The 18909-nt window shown below is 58.9% G+C and carries 18 protein-coding genes and 1 pseudogene; 5 read left to right on the forward strand and 14 right to left on the reverse strand.

The window, feature by feature from the left end; genetic code table 11:
- Nucleotides 1–236: 236 nt before the first annotated feature.
- The 7 genes and pseudogenes from JKL45_RS11005 to JKL45_RS11035 form a co-directional block, all read right to left on the reverse strand.
- The gene (locus JKL45_RS11005) at nucleotides 237–1178 is read right to left on the reverse strand and encodes an IS5 family transposase (protein ID WP_201861182.1); all 942 of its coding nucleotides are present in this window, start codon (nucleotides 1176–1178) and stop codon (nucleotides 237–239) included.
- A 237-nt stretch (nucleotides 1179–1415) separates the two neighbouring features.
- Nucleotides 1416–2096: pseudogene (locus JKL45_RS31055) on the reverse strand (IS6 family transposase); the annotation flags it as partial.
- 81 nt (nucleotides 2097–2177) lie between these two features.
- A complete protein-coding gene (locus JKL45_RS11015; protein WP_190848475.1) occupies nucleotides 2178–2564 on the reverse strand; it encodes a hypothetical protein in 387 nt (128 codons plus the stop codon).
- Nucleotides 2565–3220: 656 nt separating this feature from the next.
- Nucleotides 3221–3712, reverse strand: a complete 492-nt coding sequence (locus tag JKL45_RS11020) for a Gmad2 immunoglobulin-like domain-containing protein (RefSeq protein ID WP_190848474.1) — start codon at nucleotides 3710–3712, stop codon at nucleotides 3221–3223.
- A gap of 90 nt (nucleotides 3713–3802) precedes the next feature.
- Nucleotides 3803–4249 carry a peptidoglycan-binding domain-containing protein gene (locus JKL45_RS11025; protein ID WP_190848473.1) on the reverse strand — a complete coding sequence of 149 codons (447 nt, stop codon included), beginning with the start codon at nucleotides 4247–4249 and terminating at the stop codon, nucleotides 3803–3805.
- A 146-nt stretch (nucleotides 4250–4395) separates the two neighbouring features.
- Nucleotides 4396–4542 (reverse strand): hypothetical protein, encoded by a 147-nt coding sequence (locus JKL45_RS11030; RefSeq protein ID WP_201861183.1) that lies wholly within the window; start codon nucleotides 4540–4542, stop codon nucleotides 4396–4398.
- 131 nt (nucleotides 4543–4673) lie between these two features.
- Nucleotides 4674–5375, reverse strand: coding sequence for an IS6 family transposase (locus JKL45_RS11035; protein WP_201861184.1), 702 nt, complete (start codon nucleotides 5373–5375; stop codon nucleotides 4674–4676).
- Nucleotides 5376–5470: 95 nt separating this feature from the next.
- On the opposite strand from JKL45_RS11035, the gene JKL45_RS11040 reads away from it, so the two are divergent.
- A complete protein-coding gene (locus JKL45_RS11040; RefSeq protein WP_246498487.1) occupies nucleotides 5471–5968 on the forward strand; it encodes an ABC transporter permease in 498 nt (165 codons plus the stop codon).
- A gap of 34 nt (nucleotides 5969–6002) precedes the next feature.
- Here JKL45_RS11040 and JKL45_RS11045 read toward each other — a convergent pair whose 3' ends face one another.
- A complete protein-coding gene (locus tag JKL45_RS11045; RefSeq protein ID WP_190847302.1) occupies nucleotides 6003–6404 on the reverse strand; it encodes a response regulator in 402 nt (133 codons plus the stop codon).
- Nucleotides 6405–7153: 749 nt separating this feature from the next.
- Here JKL45_RS11045 and JKL45_RS11050 point away from each other — a divergent pair.
- Complete coding sequence (locus JKL45_RS11050; protein ID WP_201861185.1) at nucleotides 7154–8419, forward strand: polyhydroxyalkanoate depolymerase; 1266 nt, start codon at nucleotides 7154–7156, stop codon at nucleotides 8417–8419.
- Between the two features lie 414 nt (nucleotides 8420–8833).
- On the opposite strand, the gene JKL45_RS11055 is transcribed toward JKL45_RS11050, so the two are convergent.
- Nucleotides 8834–9859, reverse strand: coding sequence for a patatin-like phospholipase family protein (locus JKL45_RS11055; RefSeq protein ID WP_201861186.1), 1026 nt, complete (start codon nucleotides 9857–9859; stop codon nucleotides 8834–8836).
- A gap of 307 nt (nucleotides 9860–10166) precedes the next feature.
- On the opposite strand from JKL45_RS11055, the gene JKL45_RS11060 reads away from it, so the two are divergent.
- Nucleotides 10167–10901, forward strand: coding sequence for a Crp/Fnr family transcriptional regulator (locus JKL45_RS11060; RefSeq protein ID WP_201861187.1), 735 nt, complete (start codon nucleotides 10167–10169; stop codon nucleotides 10899–10901).
- Here the strand turns inward: JKL45_RS11060 and JKL45_RS11065 are convergent.
- The 5 genes from JKL45_RS11065 to tnpA are packed head-to-tail and all read right to left on the reverse strand — an operon-like array spanning nucleotide 10898 to nucleotide 13933.
- Nucleotides 10898–11116 (reverse strand): DUF6894 family protein, encoded by a 219-nt coding sequence (locus JKL45_RS11065; protein WP_201861188.1) that lies wholly within the window; start codon nucleotides 11114–11116, stop codon nucleotides 10898–10900. The two genes, JKL45_RS11060 and JKL45_RS11065, sit on opposite strands and share 4 nt — an antisense overlap.
- A gap of 47 nt (nucleotides 11117–11163) precedes the next feature.
- Nucleotides 11164–11415: a hypothetical protein gene (locus JKL45_RS11070; RefSeq protein WP_201861189.1), complete on the reverse strand. Its 252-nt coding sequence runs from the start codon at nucleotides 11413–11415 to the stop codon at nucleotides 11164–11166.
- Between the two features lie 20 nt (nucleotides 11416–11435).
- A complete protein-coding gene (tnpC, locus tag JKL45_RS11075; protein WP_201861190.1) occupies nucleotides 11436–13121 on the reverse strand; it encodes an IS66 family transposase in 1686 nt (561 codons plus the stop codon).
- Nucleotides 13122–13166: 45 nt separating this feature from the next.
- The gene (gene tnpB / locus JKL45_RS11080) at nucleotides 13167–13514 is read right to left on the reverse strand and encodes an IS66 family insertion sequence element accessory protein TnpB (RefSeq protein WP_201861191.1); all 348 of its coding nucleotides are present in this window, start codon (nucleotides 13512–13514) and stop codon (nucleotides 13167–13169) included.
- Entirely contained in the window at nucleotides 13511–13933 is a 423-nt protein-coding gene (gene tnpA, locus JKL45_RS11085) for an IS66-like element accessory protein TnpA (protein ID WP_201861192.1), read from the reverse strand. The genes tnpB and tnpA overlap by 4 nt, the downstream gene beginning before the upstream one ends.
- Nucleotides 13934–14452: 519 nt before the next feature.
- Here tnpA and JKL45_RS11090 point away from each other — a divergent pair.
- Together JKL45_RS11090 and JKL45_RS11095 are read left to right on the forward strand one after the other, a co-directional pair.
- Nucleotides 14453–15493 (forward strand): hypothetical protein, encoded by a 1041-nt coding sequence (locus JKL45_RS11090; RefSeq protein WP_201861193.1) that lies wholly within the window; start codon nucleotides 14453–14455, stop codon nucleotides 15491–15493.
- 777 nt (nucleotides 15494–16270) lie between these two features.
- The gene (locus tag JKL45_RS11095; RefSeq protein WP_201861194.1) at nucleotides 16271–18754 is read left to right on the forward strand and encodes a bifunctional diguanylate cyclase/phosphodiesterase; all 2484 of its coding nucleotides are present in this window, start codon (nucleotides 16271–16273) and stop codon (nucleotides 18752–18754) included.
- The last annotated feature ends 155 nt before the right edge of the window (nucleotides 18755–18909 follow it).

An 18909-nucleotide genomic window follows, 5' to 3' on the forward strand; every position in this document is an offset into this window, starting at 1 on the left:
CAAAATGGAGCGCTATTTAACGGTCAGACATTTTGCATTGGCATCTTTAGTGGAGAGTGCGTAGTAGAATTTATTCTTATCAGCACAAAGCGACCGTGTGATGAGACCTGTGCGCGGGTGGTCAAATCGCGGTCGTGATGACCGTGAGGGAAGTCCCCCACGTCGCTTTCCGAGACTGGCAGTGTTGACAACCAATGCTCCCGTTGGGGATGTCTGAAGGCACACTTCGCCCCTGATCAGGCAGCCTCCGGTATCAGGATCACCGCCGTGCGTTTCAGGTTGTAGGCGATAGCGGTCAATCTGACCTGCAGGGCCGCTTTCGCTAATCCTGTCCAGCGCATACGTCGTAGGCCGTAGCTGCGCTTCCAGGTGCCAAAGATCTTCTCGATCCGGCAGCGCACATGCTGGACTTGATGGTTCCACGCCCGCAGCTTGCGTAAGGCATTGCCACCAGGTCGGCCCCACACGCCTGTCTGGACCACGCGTGGGCATCCGCCTTTGCTCTGCACGGCAGAGGCAAAGGCTGTTCCGCGGTAGGCGCTGTCGGCATAAACATCGCCAGGATCATCCGGCAGGACCACGCCGCCAGCGCGCCCGTCGTTGACATTGCCATGGGTGACGGTCAATTCCTCCACGAGGGCCGTGTCGGCGTCGGCTGACACATGCGCTTTGAAGCCGTGGATGGCCCTACGTCGTTTGTGCCCGGCCCAGGCGGCCTCCTCATCCCGAGCACTTGCCGAGGAAATGACCGTGGCATCCACTAGCGTGCCTGTCTTGATGGTGATGGCTTGGGCTTTGAGTTGGCGCGTCACCTCATCGAACAGCACCTTGTCGAGCGAGCGCCCCACCAGCTCCCGCCGGAACCGCACGAAGGCGGTGCGCTCTGGCGTAGGCTCGTGGGCGGCGAACCCGCAGAAGCGCCGGAATGAGGCGCGGTCTTCCAGCGCTTCGGCCAACTTCACATCCGATAAGTCATACCAGACGGCCAGCAGTAGGGCGCGAAACAGGGCCAGCGGTGGCCAGGCTGGTTCGCCCTTGGCAGCGGCGTAGATGTCGGCCAGGTGTCGATCCAGCAAGGACCAGTCGATCAGCTCTGACAGCCGGTCCAGTGCGCCGCGATGGGATATAGGATCGGCGACAAACGTGAAGACTTCCTGTCCAATCTGACGGCGTGCCATGGGACCGCTCCAGTCATGTCCAGCGGCCCTATTGAATCACCCAAACAGCCACGGGTCGAGGCCACCCGCGCACAGGTCTCATGAATAGTGCTACTACAAGCTGAAATCGAGAACACCATGCTGTTCAGATGAGGATTGTTCTTTCGACATCGTCACATTACCGGCGTTCGCCATCACCAAGGCGAAATAAGTCTCGATTTCACACGGCAAGTGCCGCACAGGTGATGTCCAATCAGCCTCGAAGGCTGCCTTTCGAGCATTGCGATAGGTGGTGGCAGTCAATTGATGACGCCGTAGGTGAAACAAATTGCTGATCGAGTTGTGAATTGAGAGAACACGTTGCGCCTGCCCGGCCGACTTGAAGCGCTTCATTTGGCGCTCGCGTCGGCGGGTGAGTTCGTGTGAGTTTTCCGCCCGTTTGTTTGAACCTTTGTGCTGCCGATGCTCGGTGCCGAGATCCATGTCCCTGCGAGCCGCACCGTAGAACCCAATTTTGTTTGTGACCATCACCCGCAGAGCCATGGCGATCTTCTTCAACAGCTTGCGCTGCAGGCGCTTGGCGGCGTTGCAGTCTCGATGGCTCTAGAGAAGAATATCCAGGACAAAGCCGCCCTGATCCACAGCCCCCCAGAGCCAACGCTTCTTCCTCGCAATGGTGATCACCACCCCTTCGAGATGCCACCAATCGCCCGACCTAGGAGGGCGCTGGCGAATGCGATTGGCAAACTCCCGTCCAAACTTCTCAGTCCGGCGCCGAACCGTTTCGTGGCGGACCTCAGTTCCACGCGCGGCCAGCATCTCCTCTACCATGCGCACGCTCATGTGAAAGCGAAAATAGGGCCAGACCTTAAGACTGATCACCTCGGCGGGAATGCGGGCGCAGACGTACAATGCAGGACAAGAGTGAGTCTCCCCGATGGGCCTGTAATTCGCAGAACACCCTCAATGGAACTGTTAGGTGGAGAGGAGAGCCGCTCTGGGAGGCCCTCCTCCAGCTTGTTACATCCGGGCTGTGCCCTTCTCCATGAGCCTTGCACCCATGCCTTGGATATCGCCGCGGAGCCTCTCGTCAGGAACAGTTTCGGCCAAATGCGTGAAGGCAACGCCCATGGTGACGATATCAACCGGATCGAACAAAGTCTCTCCGCGCTTCGGCGGTGGGAACGGCCACTTCCGATAAGGCGGGCAAAGTTCGATGTCGTCGACAAACCGCGCCATGTAATCCCGGGCGGGTGAGCCGGACTGGCCCGCTATGTCAGCGATGTCCTGCAGGCGCGACACATGGTTGATTACCTCTTCGGCAAGCATGATCGAGAACAGTGCTTTGGGTGGAAGAGGCTGCGGATTGAGACTGACCATATCCGATATGTCTGAGACAGAACCCATGACCTTCCATGGATCAGGGTGTGGCCCTAGACGGTCCCTGATCCGCGTCAGGGTCTGGCGAATTACTGGGTCCCAAGGACCAGGGGGCTGAGGGTTATCCGGGTCTGGCCGCCCCCCTGTGATGAACTCGGTGACTAGTGAGTGTAAGGCTCCAAACCTACTCTGGGCCTCAGGTGCCACTTGGGTTGCCTGGGATTGGGTGCGAGTGTCGGTGTCCATGCGCGTGTCTCCGCGACGGTGCTAAGCCCCCAAGTTACTGTAGATCATGGCGGGGATGATGCCTGTGCGGAGAAACACTCAGCGTAATTTCCGATAAAGCCTTTGTAGACGGCGCCTACGTGGCAAGGAGTTTTTGGCGTTTTGACGATCTGGTCGTGGGGAGCCATGTGTTTGGCCGGCACCGTCATATCTGGACGCTCCCTGCCGGCAAGGGTTTTGTTGAACGTGGCTGCAAGTGGTCGGGGCAGTCATATCTACGGCCTGTAAGTGCGGCTTATGTGGCCGCGGGCCCTGATGTAAGTCCGCGGATCAGGTCCCCAACAACTTAGCGACCTCGCAGCTCTGACGATACCTCGGGTTGTCCTGATCCCGGCTCGACCGGTTTGCATCACGCTCTCATCACCGCTCATCTTGTTGTGACCTGTCTTGCATACTCATTACGCGCCGACTGGTATCTTAAGCACCTGACCGGGGAAGATCCGATCAGGGTCACTGATGACCAGTGGATTTGCCCTGACGATATCCTGGAAACGGCCGGGATCGCCGTAGTGATCGCGGGAGATCTTCGCAAGTGTGTCGCCACGCTGGACCGTATGAAGACGGAAGCCCACGTACCCGGGTACGATATTAGGTCCGAAGATAACAGGGACAATCACCTTGTTGATTTCTGAGCCGTCTGCTGCGCTCTGCTCGAACACCTCGACGAACAGACGGTCCAACTGGAAGACGGCTCCAGATACGTCAATCGACAGGTGGAACTGTCCGTGCTCACCGGTCCCGCCACCAACCATGAAGTGGCCTGTGCGCTCATTATGACCGTCATGGACGCGATATTGAAGAATGGCCTCAAACCCTGAGCCAATTCCTCCGATCAGGATCGGGTTGCCTACCAAATCGAACGGCTTGGGTTGTTGGATCTCGTTCGCCATACCTGCTCTCCTCGACCAAACCTGCGCTGCTTAGCCCGATCCGAAATGATGTGCGATCGGAGTGCAGCCACCCCCGATGATCCATCTCAGTCAGCTCGCCGACCCTTCGTTCTCCAGTGCAGCAACAACCGCCCAAGTTTTCGCGCCCACGACGCCGTCCACAGCAAGGCCAAACCGTTGCTGAAGCTGTCTCACTGCCGCTTCTGTTTTCGGGCTGAAGCGTCCATCGACCCCGCCTGTGTCGAAACCAACCGCACTCATCCGACTCTGAAGGCGGCGGACTGGCAGGCCGGTTGAGCCAAGGCGGAGACCTGGCTCGCTCTGGTCGGCTTCATCGATATTGATCCACGTGACCCGGCCGACGACCCCATCCGCAGCGATGCCCTTTGACTGCTGAAAGGATCGGACTGCGCGCTCAGTGCTGGGCCCGAAGACACTGTCGATCGGCCCTGGATCATGTCCGAGGATCTTGAGGGCCTCCTGCAAGTCCTGCACAGCGGGATCCGTCGACCCCTTCTTCAGAACTGGTTCCGCCATAGCGTGCTGCCTCCTGAAATTGGCCTACGTCTAGTCTGCTGCTCACAGGATCAGAGTACACCCGATCACAATTCGACATGTGCTCGGCCGCACTTTGCTGGCGCGGTCTCGTGTTGCAGGCCCAAGTGTTCTACTTCGTGCTGCAATCAGCTGCGCTCTTGCGCGTCAGCTTCAGCCGGTGTGAGCGCCTGCAGCGCGAACAGCGCACCGTCGGTATCACGACAGGGGAATGTCTGCTCCGGATCGATGCTGTTGAAAAACTCGGCAACTGCCGTTCTGTGCGTGGTCAGCATACAGGATGCTGGGCCTAATCTGGCACGCTGACCCTAGTAATAGATGGACGAAGCAGCCCTCAGGAGTTTTTCGGTGTTGTCATGTTAACCCGCATCGGGCGCATCGAGGCAAATTCAGCGGCATGACAGTTTCAAGCGGCGACATTCGCCGCGACCTTCCACTCGGCCATAGCGTTGAGGCGGTGAAGGTGGGTCGCACGGGCAGAGCGGCGGGAGCGGGGTGGAACGAAAAGGTTACGGACGGCAGAGAACACATTGACGAACCTCTGCAGTCCTCCGGCAGATCGAAAGCCCTGCCTCGCCTGTTCGCGCCGGCGGAACGGCAGATGTGAATTCTCCGCCCGATTGTTGAGCCCCTTGTGCGAGCGGTGTTCGACGTCTGGCATGATCTGACGGTGGGCAGCCGCAAAGGAGCCGAGCTTGTCGGTGATCATGCGCCGCGGTGGGCCACCCTGCTTCCGCAACAGCCGCTTCAGCAAGCGCTTGGCGGCCTTGGTGTCGCGCCGGCTCTGGACGACTTCATCGAGCACATAGCCGTCCTGATCAACCGCCCGCCACAACCAGTGCTTCTGGCCAGAGATCGTGACCACGACTTCGTCGAGATGCCAAATATCGCGATGGTTTGGTCTCTTGCGCCTGAGGCGGCGAGCGTACGCCGGTCCAAACTTCAGCGCCCATCGGCGGACCGTCTCATAAGACACGACGATGCCGCGCTCGAGCAGCATCTCCTCGACCAGGCGCAGGCTCAGAGGAAACCGGAAGTACAACCAAACCGCATGGGCGATGATCTGAGGCGGGAACCGATGACGTTTGTAGCTGACAGACTTTCTCATGGCGGCCCGTCTACACGGTCGCAGTCAAACCTGAGTTAACGTGACAACACCTCCTCACCAGTATGTCCCAGACGCTTGAGGACACGGTAGGAGCCATGGCGCTCGGGCTTCAGACGTTGCCGAGCGTATGCTGGGTTCCGCTGGCTCTTGTCTGGTTCGGGCAGACGGAAAGCGCAATGTTGTTTGTTGTCATCATGGGGACGGTATGGTCCGTCATCATTGCAACCGATTACGGTGCTCGCTCGATCCCTCCGATCTATGCCCGTGCGGCCCGAACCATGGGATCGGAGGGTATGCACAAGTGGACGCGCGTTATCCTGCCCGCCTCGCTGCCGTTTCTGGTAACCGGGATGAAGCAGGGCTGGGCCTTCGCCTGGCGCTCCTTGATGGCAGCGGAGATCTACGTGACCATCCTGACGGGCTTCGGGCTCGGACACCTACTGCACTATGGGCGCGAGCTCAACGCCATGGATCAGGTCATCGGCGTCATGATTGTGATCGTGCTGATTGGCCTTCTCGCGGATCGGCTCCTGTTCTCGCCTTGGGAGCGCTTCCTGCACAGCCGCTGGGGGACAAACGTCAAGGCATCCTGAAGCGGAATGTCCCCTTTTGGTCGATTCTGTTGATTTAGTCAGGCGCACTGGCTGCTGGACAGAAGCCATCCACACCTGCCTCGTGCCCCAACCGCACGAAGCTCAGATCGAAGTGATCGGCCAGAACCACAATGCGGGCTTCCGGAGACTGCTCTCTTGCCTGCCTGATGGCCTCAAGCGCGCGACCGGCGTTCTGATTGGCATCGATGAGGACCAGGGTAGGCTGTGACGCTAATTGTTGGAGCCAATCTGGCCCTGGAGAAGAAGCCGCCCTGGCAATGACGAGTGGCGTTTCCTGTAGGACCTGCTGAAGTCCCAGGAGCAGCAGGGCGTTGTCACTGATTAGGAATGTTGTTACTTCTGGTTCAGCACCATTTGAATTTTGCTTAAACCCGAGTTCTGGCTTGGAGACCGAAGAGATCGTTCGCCCAGACATCGCTGCTCCCCCATTGTTGAGGCGGTCCGGCAAAGTTTAACACAGGTTAATAAAGGGCGAGTGGTTAAATATACGGCAGGAGGTCTGTTCGTTGGACCTGCGATCATACTCATTCAGTCTTCAATCCTAAAAACTGATCATTATTCATACTGCTTTTCTTAAGCTTGAAAGAAGCAAATACGCGGCTAACCTTGACGCAATTCCGCTGGAAGAGGTCAGACCACAAGTAGAAAGAGGCGCCCCATGAGGGGTGCTCGACGGTCCTCTGCTCGCCGCAGCGGAATTTGTCTCAACCGTACCGTTAGGTGTGCAGACGCAGACTCTTCTCAACAACATCACCATCCATCAGGGTCTCACCAGAATTTCTGATCGAAGTTGGCATCGTTGGCAACGAACAAACAAATTTAACCTAGGTTAGAATTAGCCTGTTGAATGCAAAATAAAGATTATCATAGGTTAAAATACTTGAACAATCCTGTCTTGTTCCAGTCATCTTTGGAACAAACTTGTTTGGGAGAGATTTAACTCGGACTTTGTGGATATGATCCTCATGGTTTGGTTCCTCCCGACTGGCGGGAAGCTACGGCTTCCCGCCTTTTTTTGAGAGTATCCAATTCATCCAATGCTAAGCATCGCTGCTCCAAACTCACTGCGGATTGAGCCGAACCGCAGCGCCATCACACCAGTGCTGAGCGGGAACCGACGACTCAAGCACTGTGGGGCGCAAACGGACTACGAGGCTCGGTCGCATGTTGTACCTGTTGCATGAAGCGTCACAGTTTATGCTATCTCCTGCCCGACTCGCGGCAGACCTGACGCGATTGGTCTGTGAGAGCCCCTTCAGTCCGCTCACCTATACTCCGCACGGTCGCGCTCTGGTGGCTTCTTGTGAGATATTCGAGCGGAGCACTCGCTCCTATCCTAAACCCGCGTTCAACCTCGCTGCTTCGGAACGGGTTGTGTGGCAGCGGCCCTTCTGCCGGGTGATCGCCTTCGGACCACCGTCGAACAAGCCCAAGGTGTTGATCGTTGCTCCGATGTCCGGTCATTATGCCACGCTGCTGCGCGGCACGGTGGAGGCGTTCCTCGACAGCCATCAGGTCTTCATCACCGACTGGAGTGATGCCAAGCAGGTGCCTGCATCCGAGGACCAGTTCGATCTCTCGGATTATGTGGACTACTGCATCAGCATGTTCAACGTGCTGGGGCCAGACCTGCACGTGATGGCAGTGTGCCAACCCGCCGTTCCGGTGCTGGCGGCGATTGCCCACATGGAGGCTGAAGAACATCCACAGGTGCCCCGTTCAGTCGCGCTCCTGGGTGGACCCATCGATACCCGCCATGCGCCGACCGCAGTCAACAGCTTCGCCCAGACACGAGACATCCATTGGTTCAAGCGTCACTGCATCCACCCGGTGCCAGACCGGTTCCGAGGCCGGGGGCGGCTGGTCTATCCGGGGTTCATGCAGTTGTGCGGGTTCATGGCCATGAACCCGGATCGCCACATCTCAGCTCACTGGGAGATGTTCAATCATCTGGTCGAAGGAGATGGCGACTCGGCGGAAAAGCACCGGGAATTCTACGACGAATACCTTGCTGTCATGGACCTGTCTGCCGAGTACTACCTCCAGACGTTGGAGACGGTGTTCATCGACCATCTGCTGCCCAGAGGGCTGATGCGGCACCGGGGCAGACCCGTGGACCTGAAGGCGATCCGCCGCTGTGCTCTCATGACCATTGAAGGCGAGAAGGATGACATCACCGGGCGCGGCCAGACGGTGGCGGCGCTCGACCTGACGCCAAACTTGTCGCCCTCGAAAAAGGAGCACCATCTGCAAGCCAGAGTTGGGCACTATGGTGTGTTTAACGGCTCACGCTATCGAGCGGAGATCGCCCCGCGCATCAAGGCATTCATGGCCAGACATGCAATAGACAGCCCGCTCAATTCCCGGAGGTCTCCAACTCGCGTCACCCGAGTGTCGAGCAAGGTCGAAGCTACGATCTCCAGAGTGTAGCAGTACTCATGGGATCGATAAGCCGCGTGAACTGGTCGCTGGGAACCTCACGGATTAGAGCAGATATCCTCTAAGGTCATGCGCCTGACCATCGAGCAATGGAGATCCACCAGCCGCTGCACATACGGCTCCCGGTCCCGCTGATGGTGCTCCTCAAGCTGAGTGGCAAACTTCTTCTTGATCCCGCATCCAAGAGAAAACCCTGGTGCCGTTCAAAGCAAACCAGGGTTCGTTTCAATCCATCCCCGTCGATACACGCGGCGATGGCTATGTCGTTGTGCAGGGTATTAATCCGGCTCTCCTTTTCCGGCGAGATACTGAAGCAACGCCAGGGCAAGCGTGAATGTTCCCCCGAGCGGCTTCCTTACGGAACCGACAGGACCTTATCGCCTGGAGCGAGACTATCTGGCGTGGCTAATGTTTCGCTTGCCGCGCAAGCCAGGCCTCCGCCGCCGACCGGCCTTGATCCCGCAGATGCTGAAGATGCCCCCAGTCCGTGTTCATGAAGCTGAGCCCACTCAAGCCATCAACATGATCCTCAGCACTCAGGTGGTGCAGCTTAAGACGTTGCAGCTTACGTCCGAGACCCGAGCCCTGCATGTCGCCCTCCCGGCAAAGCTGAGCCATCATCGACAAGGCCTCCAGATCTCTCTGGAGTGAGTTGCTGAAGGTGATCTGGTTCACCCGCTTATCGATAGCTCCTGAGGTTGTCGGTAAATCAGCATCGTTCGTGGGAATGATCTGCACGACCACCAAGTCCGACGCCCGCGTGGCGGTCACCAGCGGCATCAGCGGAGGATTGGCCGCGTAGCCGCCGTCCCAATGCGGCTCGCCATCGATCAACACGGCCTGATGCAGTTGCGGCAGGCAGGCTGAGGCGAGGACAACATCATAGGTCAACTCCTTGTTGCGGAAGAGCCGCAGCGCTCCGTCCCGGACCCGTGTTGCCCCAAGCAGCAGCCGCACAGGCGCCCGCCGGCACACGGCCTCAATGTCGACCTCGCTCGTGAGAATGTCCCGCAAGGGGCTCAGATCGAAGGGGTTGAACTGGTAGGGCGACAGGTGCGACGTCATCCGCGTCAGAATGGGATTTGACGTGAGAAGGCGGCTCTGGCTGCCCACTTCGCTGACCTTGCGCCAGAACCGCTCCAGCGTGGCGCGCGCTTCCGCGGCACCACCCTGCGCCAACCCGGAGGCGAGCAGCGCGGCGTTCATGGCGCCCGCGCTGGCGCCACTCACCACATCGAAGGATACGCCCTCCTCCAGAAACTGGTCGAGAACGCCCCACGTGAAGGCGCCGAAGGCACCCCCACCTTGGAGCGCAAGCGAGATCCGCCTTGGCCTGGTTCCCACCGTCTTGAGTCGGGAGGAGCGGGTCGGCGGCAGAATGCCTGTCTGTGCAAGCGGAAGCGGCTCTGTGATGGGATTGAGAAGGGTCATGTCTGCCTCCATAGTGCCGCGGGTTATAGTTGTGGTGATCGGTGGTGCGGCACAGCCGATCGGATGAACAAGCCCGACAGGAGCACTGTGAACGTCTGAGATGAGCAGCAGTTGCTGCATTGCAGCATAGGCTTGGGCATAGGCTGCAATGCACAGTGAGCATGGAACAAACGGTACTGCTCAAGGCAGTGTCACAAGGAGGCGAGGCCTGATGGAATGTGAGGCAACGCATCGATTGCGCATAGGCCTCTTGGCCGGACAGGCGCTCCCGCTACTTTAAGGGTGACAGGGTTCAGGAGGCCGTCCCATGGCTAATCTGCTCACCCGCAAGCTGGAGGCATTTGGGCCTCTGCCGGATGCCGACCGCCTTCTCCTGGATGATGTCATCCGCTCCGCTCGGGCGGTTGGTCCGCGGACGGATCTGATCAGAGAGGGCGACACGCCCAGCGACGTCAACCTGATCCTGGAAGGCTTCGCCTGCCGCTACAAGGTTCTCCCGACGGGCCGGCGCCAGATCATGGCCTACCTCGTGCCAGGCGACTTCTGCGACCTGCATGTGTTCATTCTGAAGACCATGGACCATACCATCGCCACCCTGTCTGCCTGCACGGTGGTAAAGATCTCCCGGGCTCGCATTCTGGAACTGATGGAGAGACCCGCCATTGCGCGGGCATTCTGGTGGGCGGCGCTGGTCGATGAGGCGACCTTACGCGAGTGGCTGGTGAACATTGGGGCTCGCCGATCCGAGCAGCGCGTTGGTCATCTTCTGTGCGAATTGCTGCTGCGCCTGCAAACGGTCGGGCTGACGAACGGCAACCAATATGAACTTCCGATCACCCAGGCCGAGCTGGCCGACACCGTCAGCCTGACAGGCGTGCACGTGAACCGGATCCTTCAACGGCTACGGGCGAGTGGACTGATTACCTTGAGAGGCAAAAACCTTGTCATTCTTGATGTGGGGCGTCTGATGACCCTCAGCGGCTTCAATGCGAATTACCTGCATCTGGCCGAGCAGGACGGCCTCCGGGAACAAAGCCTCTAGGATGCGCTGGGATCAAGCCGCTCCTCGGCCGAGAAGCGGAGCACGAACAGGACCTGGTCGCTCTCGCCTGTGACTTCGAGCTTCCATTCGGTGCCGTTCCAGAACTCGGCGCCCATGTCGCGCAGGATCTCACCGCTGGTGCGGATGGCCTGATCCTGGGCGGTGTAGATGTCAGGCAGTTCCGTGCCTTCGGTGTCGCGGACGGAAGTACGCATCCGAGGAGGGACGCGGGATAAAGCCTCGCGCGTAAACGGGATCTTGGCTAATCTTGGTGCGGCTTTTGAGATGCGGCGTCCCTGCGAGCCTCGATGATGTATTTGAGGTTGTCGATGCCATCTTCGGTGAAGAGGACAATGTGCTCGGTCAATTCGGAGGCTGGAAAGGTGTCGTAGGCACTGAGGCAGCCGTCTTCCGGGAACATCTCGATGGAGCACTCGTGCAGGAAGTCCTCATCTTCACCGAGCATGTCAGCCACGTATTTCAGCGTGTACAGAGTTGAGTTGCGATATCCCATTCGTCGATCCGTTTTTTCTGTCAGGCGGCGAGTTGAGATGCAGGCAACAGGGCCAGCCGTCGGCTTTTCCACTCCCAGGGAAGCAATTCGTGCAGGCGGACGACAGGAAGATCGGCGATACGGGCCAGCACGTCGGCGAGCCAGGCTTTTGGATCGACATCGTTGAGACGACAGGTCGTGATGAGGGTGAGCATGACGGCGGCCCGATCGGCCCCACGCTGGGAGCCGGCGAAGGTCCAGTTGCGGCGCCCCAGGGCGATCCCTCTCAAGGCCCGCTCGGCGGCATTGTTCGTGAGACAAACCCGGCCATCCTCCAGGAAACGGGCAAAGCCGTCCCAGCGCTTCAGCATGTAGTCAATGGCTCCGATCACCTCGGACGATCGGGTGAGCGTGGCACGCTCCCGCTTCAGCCATTCGTGCATGTCATCGAACAGCGGCTTGCTTTTCTCTCGCCGCACCGCCAATCGTTCTGCGGCGCTCAAGCCGTTGATCTGACGCTCGATGTCAAACAGCGCATCGAACCGTTTGACAGCCTCCAACGCGATGGGGGAGATCGGCCTGCGGTTTCTTTTGCGTTCCCGAGCACTTTTCTCGATATCGGCCAGTTCAAAGAATTTCCGTCGCGCATGCGCGTGGCAAAAAGCAAAGGTAATGGGCACCGCTTTCTGTTCGGCAACACTGATCGGCTCAAAGCCATTGTAACAGTCACTCTGCAGAATGCCGCCATACCCGGCCAGGTGCTTCTGCGGATGTTCGCCGCGGCGGTCACTCGAAGCGTAATAGACCGCTGCCGGAGCCGTGCTGCCCCCGAAGGGCTGGTCATCCCGCACGTAGCTCCAAATGCGCCCGATCGTGCACTTGCTTTTGGCCCGGATGGGAATGGTCGTATCGTCGCCGTGAAGGCGCTCGGCCGCAAAGACATGCTTCTCGATCAGATCGAAGACCGGCATGAGCGCGCAGGTTCCAAACCCGACCTGATCGGCCAGCGTCGAGGTCGAAAGCGCGATGCCCTCGCATGTGAACCGGGCGCTCTGGCGATTGAGCGGACTGTGCATGCCGAACTTGTCGAAGAGGATCGTCGCCAGCAGATGAGGGCCAATGAAGCCGCGCGGCGTAGCATGGTACGGCGCCGGCGGCTGGCTGATCGCCTCACAATCCCGGCAGCTGAACTTTTCCCGGACCGTCTCGATCACTTTGAACCGGCGCGGGATCTCCTCCAGCGTCTCGGTGATGTCCTCGCTCAGTTTCGACAGGCGCGAGCCACCGCAGCAGGCACAGGTCGCCGGGGGAGCGATCACCACGCGTTCGCGCTCGATAGTCTCCGGCCAGGGCTGTCGGACCAGCCGCCGGCGCATAAAAGGGCGCCCGTTTGAGCTCCTGGCGGCGGCCTGCGCCGCAACCTCATCCTCGGTCGCCGCCATCACCAGTTCTTCGAGCTGCAATTCCAGCTGGTCGATCAGTCGCGCCGCGCGCTCAGAACGCTGGCCGCGCAGTTCGCGCTTCAGCTTTTCGATCGCCAGTTCCAGACGGGCGATCAGGGCCTCGCGGTCGGACAACAGGGCCTGCGCCTTGGCGGCTTGCGCCACAGCCCTGTCCCTCTCGGCGACAACGACATCCCGTTCAGCCTGCAACACCCCACGCTCGGAAAGCAGCGCCAGATAGGCGCTCGCAAGGTCTTCTGGAAGATCGTCAGGCTTCGAAGGCATGACGCCATTCGATCAGAATTTCCGTGTAGTTTCAAACGAATAATGCTATCCAACCCGCGTCGGACGCCAGGTTTCCTGAGGGGCACGCCAGTCAATTCCGGACAGCAAATAAGACAGTTGCGCCGGTGAGATCGTCACCACGCCATCGGCCGCTGACGGCCAGATGAACCGGCCGCGCTCGAGGCGCTTGGTAAACAGGCATGCTCCCTGGGAGTCATGCCAAATCACTTTGATCAGATCGCCGCGACGGCCCCGGAAGCAAAACACATGACCACTGAGAGGATCATGCTTCAAGACCTCCTGCACCTGCAGGGCCAACGATGGAAAGCCCCGTCTCATATCGGTATAGCCCGTCGCCAGCCACACCCGAACGCCGGTTGGGATGGGGATCATCGCAGCGCCTCAAGGCCCTGGATGATCCGCAGCAGCGCATCGACGTCGACATCCCGGTCGACGATCACATGCCGCCCGTTCGCGGTGACAACGTCCATCCGACCGAGGCCACGTGGGGGATGTGGTACGGGCGCAGTCGGCGAAGGCTCCAAGAGCGCGTGCGAGTCCCGCATGACCAGGGCGGGCACAAACCCACCCCATGAACCAGCGCCAAGCCGTCCCTCTTTGTGAGCCTTGCGCCAACTGTTCAGTTGGAAGCGGGTGATCCCGTGCCGGCGCGCCGTGGCCGAGACCTGCTTTGGCTCACGGTAGCTCTCAGCAACAATCGCCAGCTTCGCTTCGTCGCTGAACCGGCGACGGCGGCCAGTGTCGACCACGTCCAAGCGGCTGACCGGCTCACGATCCCTGATAATATCCATGGCTACTACACCGTCCATATTAACGTCGATATAGCCAGTGCTCTTCCAAATGCCTCACTTCCACAAGGCGGCCCAGCTCGGATGCGTACAGTCGGCCTGAATAAAGTGTCGCTGGAAGTCAGCCGGGGCGTACTCGTGACCGCCCGCATCAATCATGACGTTCCGAGCCCCATCATCAGCCAATCTACGGGCCTGTTGGAGTGCCGTGACCGGCGTCTTACACGTGATAGAGACAGGCCCATGCTCTCCGTCTCCAGTGACGACAAAGATCATGGGGATTGCTCCATCCCTCGTAGAGGCGACCTTATGCATCTACCCACAGTCTCCGAATGATCTGCTCGTCAGTGCAACAGAGCAGATCATGCCGAGGAGGTCTATCCTCCCGCCAGACCAGCGATTGGACAAACAATCACGTGAAAATAGTTGCGGGATTTAGAAAGAGTGAGAGGCTTTATCTCGGGTCAAACTTCTTAGGTCACCTGCATGGATCACGGATACCAGCCACTACCGAGCGGTCGGATGCACGACTTCATCGTAGCACTCGACATTGTGGATGCTGGTTTTCTCGGGTGGTTGATCAGGCTCTCGGAACATCGCCGACAGATTGTTTTTGCCGTTTTGTCTCGTGTCGGGGCTAACATCCCCCGTACTATCTGTCAGAGCCAAGAGGTGAGCGAGCAGCTTTTAGCTCTACGCCCTGTCCTCGCTGACATTCGGCAGCTTCGCTCAAGCGACCTGCTGGCGAAGTATTTCGGCTCCTGTCCTGACGGTTTCCATGGGGCCGTCGCAAAGACGGTGTCTGGCCCACAACCCCGGCTCTATTACGAGACTCTGCACACGACCCTCTCCGACCCTGAGCACAGGCAGATCGCCAAGGTCGTTCGCCTACTTCCGTCCTGTGATTGGACGAGGCTCAGAATCCTTTTGGCGCTTCATCCCCAGTTCCTTCATCCACGTTTCGCGGCGAAGGTCTCAAGCGTTCAGCAGGCGGCGGACCTCGCGACTGCCCTGACTTTGATCCGACAAGTTGTCGGAGACGAAGCCAGTGACGAGGCCCTAACGAACTCGATCCGGTCTATTGCTGAGAATGTCACGGTGCCAATGTGGGTTTCAAATTGGCTCTCTCGCGCGAAACATGTCGCTTATCCTCAACTTGAACTCGGTCCTGACTGGATCGGTTTGGATTCCGGGCGGAAGCTTGTCGAGGCTGGTCGTCGGTTGCGGGTTTGTCTCGGACATACAGACCGGATTTTGGACGTTCTTCGGGGCAGGAACCTCTATTATGAAGACCTTCGTCAATCGGTGGTTGCCGAAGTTCAAGCGGTTGGCCCTCAACGTTTTCTCGTGCTCATGGGAGTCTATGGCAGGGGAAACTCTCCGATCCCACGCGGACTGCGCCGTGAGGTCGAGGCCGAATTCCTCAGTGCAGGCGTCCCTTCTCTCAAATGGTGGTCAGAGGATTGTCCTTGGAGAGCTATCGAGCGCATTCCGAACGCGTTCTTCGATCTAGGTCTCGATGATGAACTGGACCTTCAGGGGCTTCAGGAAGAGGCCGCCTGATGGACTGGCAGTACAGGGCGGCACTATCTCGCATCGAAGCGCTTGAGCGAGAACTGGCGAACGCGCGGGAACTTATCGCCGATCTTGAGGCAGACATTCTCTCTATCACCAATCCGCTCGAAGATTCATACAGGGAGGTTGGGCTATCCTCCAATTGCTGCCCTGTGGTGCTCAATGCTGCGAGGAGAGCACTCCTTGGGCATTGGCATCCTGACAGGTGGCCACAGCACCAGAAGAAGCATGCTACGGAATGCTTCCGGGCAACTCAAGCTGTGTTCGAACGCATAGAGGCTCTTCGGCAGCAGGAAAGAGTAAGGAGCCAATGATGGGACTTCACGACCAAAGGGAGATTGATGGAGCCGGGAAGGCACACAATGCAATCTGGTATATCCTTCCAGCAACGGCTTGGTGTTTGGCAATGGTGATCAAATTTATCATGCGCGTCGTCCTGAGCGTCTGTACCATCTTAATCGGCTTTGTGACGGGTGTCCTCGTTGTGACGCGCCTGCGTCGGTAGCCGACAAGAGCGCTGAACCCTCGGAGGCACATGCCGTAATGGGCTCGGCTTCTCCTTTACCGCAACGCTCGCTTACCACGGTTCAGCGTCCAGTCGCTTAGGCACACTAAAGTGCTACTGACCTGCGTAAGCCTTACGCAACTTTCTGCGGCTTAATCTCACATCCAGAAGACAGTCCTGTTTTGATCACTCCACCTTGCCACTGAGGGGTTTTCCGAGACAGTGGCACAATAACAGTAAAGTCTATCGGGCAGCCTTTAATGAAACAGAGTAGCGTAAACGGCACCGCCCCTCTATCAGGGGGAACACAGCGGCTCGCAGGGTACGAGCGAGACTGGAAAGCCATTGCCGAGATCATCCCGCAAATGGTTTGGTTGGCGCGTCCCGATGGTGGCAACGACTACTACAGCCGTCGCTGGTATGAGTTCACAGGCGTTCCTGTTGGCGTTGCTCACGACGCTGGCTGGAGAGAGGTGGCTCACCCTGACGACCGCAGCCGGGTAGAAACCCAATGGGAGCAATCCATCGCAACCGGGCGGAATTTTGAAGCGGAGTACCGTATCCGCCATCGTTCCGGCGAGTACCGATGGATTCTGAGCCAAGCTGCTCCGTCCTATGACGAGCAAGGCAGGATCGAGCGGTGGTTCGGCACTAGCACGGACATCCATGCGGCCAAGATAACCGAAGCGGCACTGGCGCGCAGGGAAGAGCAGTATCGTGCGCTTCTTGAGGTCAGCGCCGGGGTTGTGTGGCTCGCCACGCCAGACGGAACGGTAACAGAGGCAAGAGGCTGGAAAGAATTTACCGGACAGGGCGAGGATAAAGCTATTGGATCGGGCACTCTCAACGTAGTCCACCTCGATGATAGGGATAGGACCAGACAAGCGTGGTTGGCAGCCGTAGCGTCTGGAGTCCCGTACCAGAATGAGTGCCGGGTGTGGCACGCCAGCGGTGAGTACCGCTGGACGCTGAACAGCGCCGTCCCCATCAAGAATCCCGATGGTTCGATCCGTGAATGGATTGGCAGCCTGAGCGACATCCACGAACGTAAGCAGGCTGAGGAACAACTCCGTGCCAGCGAGGAACGGCTCCGCCTTGCTCTACAGGTTGGAAGAATGTCGGCATGGGAACTAAACCTCGAAACCGGTGAGATTTCGAGTGCCAAGAACCTGCCCGACTTGCTTGGGCATTCACCCCGCTCCCTTTCAGGCTTTCTGGAGAGGGTCCACCCCGATGACCTGCACAAGCGCGGGGCCTTCTTTCGCGAGATCGCGGAGCAAGGCGCAAGCAGCGTTGAGCTTCGTTACCTCTTGCCGAGTGATCAGGTGCTATGGGTTGGAGTTCGCGCCGAAAGGCGTGGGCCGAGCCGGATCGTTGGCGTGACCTTTGACATCAGTGAGCGCAAGGCGTCGGAGGAAGCGATCTGGCGATCTGCCAACCATGATCCGCTGACAGGTCTCCCTAATCGTATCCTGTTTCAACACCGTCTGGAGCAGGCGCTGGCCGAGGCGAAACGCAACGATACGAGCGTCAGCTTCCTCATGCTCGATCTGGACGAGTTCAAGGTGATCAATGACCTCCTCGGTCATGATGCAGGTGATGCCGTGTTGCGAGAGGTTGCAGCGCGCCTGCAAAGCATAACCCGCGAATGTGACACTGTCGCACGGTTTGGAGGCGATGAGTTCGGGATCGTTCTGATCGAGCCAATGCGGCTTGAGCACTCAATGAGATACGCAGAGCGGGTGATCAAGCGCCTGCGGCAACCGTTCTACTATGCAGGTCGGAGGCTGATCATCAAAGGCAGCATCGGCGTCACGGCCTTCCCTGATCATCATGGCGCTCCGATTGACCTGATGAAGGCAGCCGACATCGCCCTCTACCGGGCGAAGGCTCAGGGGCGCAACAGGGTCGTGGCCTACACGTCGAAGATGGGGCAGGAGATCGAAGATCACGCGGCTCTCCGACAGCAGGTGCGAAAGGCGTTGTTGCGCGAGCAGTTCCTGCCGCACTACCAGCCCAAGATCGATCTCGCCTCGGGGAGGATCGTTGGGTTCGAGGCCCTTGCACGATGGTACCATCCTAGCCGGGGCATCCTGCTGCCAGCAGCGTTCGGCGCAGCGTTCGATGACCCGGAGCTTGGGGTAGCCCTTGGCAAGCAGATCATCAGTCGTGCCGCGCGGGATATGCGGCACTGGCTCGACAGCGGCATTGACTTTGGGCGTGTCGCGGTCAATCTTTCATCAGCGGAATTTAGCCGTCCAGAGCTTGCAGAGGAAATCCTAAGCCTCTTGGATGCCGCGAAAGTCCCGCCAGAGCGGCTGGAAGTGGAAATCACCGAGACGGTCCTGCTCGGCAGAAGCGCAGAGTATGCCGGGACTATTCTCAGAAAGCTTTGCGACCAAGGGGTGCGGATCGCCCTTGACGATTTCGGCACCGGCTATGCCTCGTTGACCCACCTCAAGCAGTTTCCGGTCGATCACGTCAAGATCGACAGAAGCTTCGTTCGGGACTTGGAGGAGGATGCCGACGATGCGGCCATTGTTGCAGCCGTCATCAGTCTTGGCCACAGCCTCAGCTTGGCGATCACAGCGGAGGGTGTTGAAACGCCCGGTCAGGCCCTGCGGCTCCGCGCCCTTGGGTGCCACAATGCACAGGGCTTCCTCTATTCGCAGGCGATCACGGCTTCTGACGTGCCGCAGTTCGTTGCCGGTTGGAGCAGTTGGGAGACAAAAGTCTCCGGGTGATTCATGATTTCAAGCCATAGATTATGGAGCGGGGACAGCCATCCGCTCCACTTGACGTGTGGCATGGAAACCATGATGCAAGCCGCTCAAGATTGGGCAATGGCTCTGCGCGACGTTGGTGCATAAATCGGTCCAGAGTGTCGTGTAGAGCTGGC

The sequence above is a fragment of the Microvirga soli genome, from assembly GCF_016734765.1.
In the GTDB taxonomy this organism is placed as follows: Bacteria; Pseudomonadota; Alphaproteobacteria; order Rhizobiales; family Beijerinckiaceae; genus Microvirga; species Microvirga soli.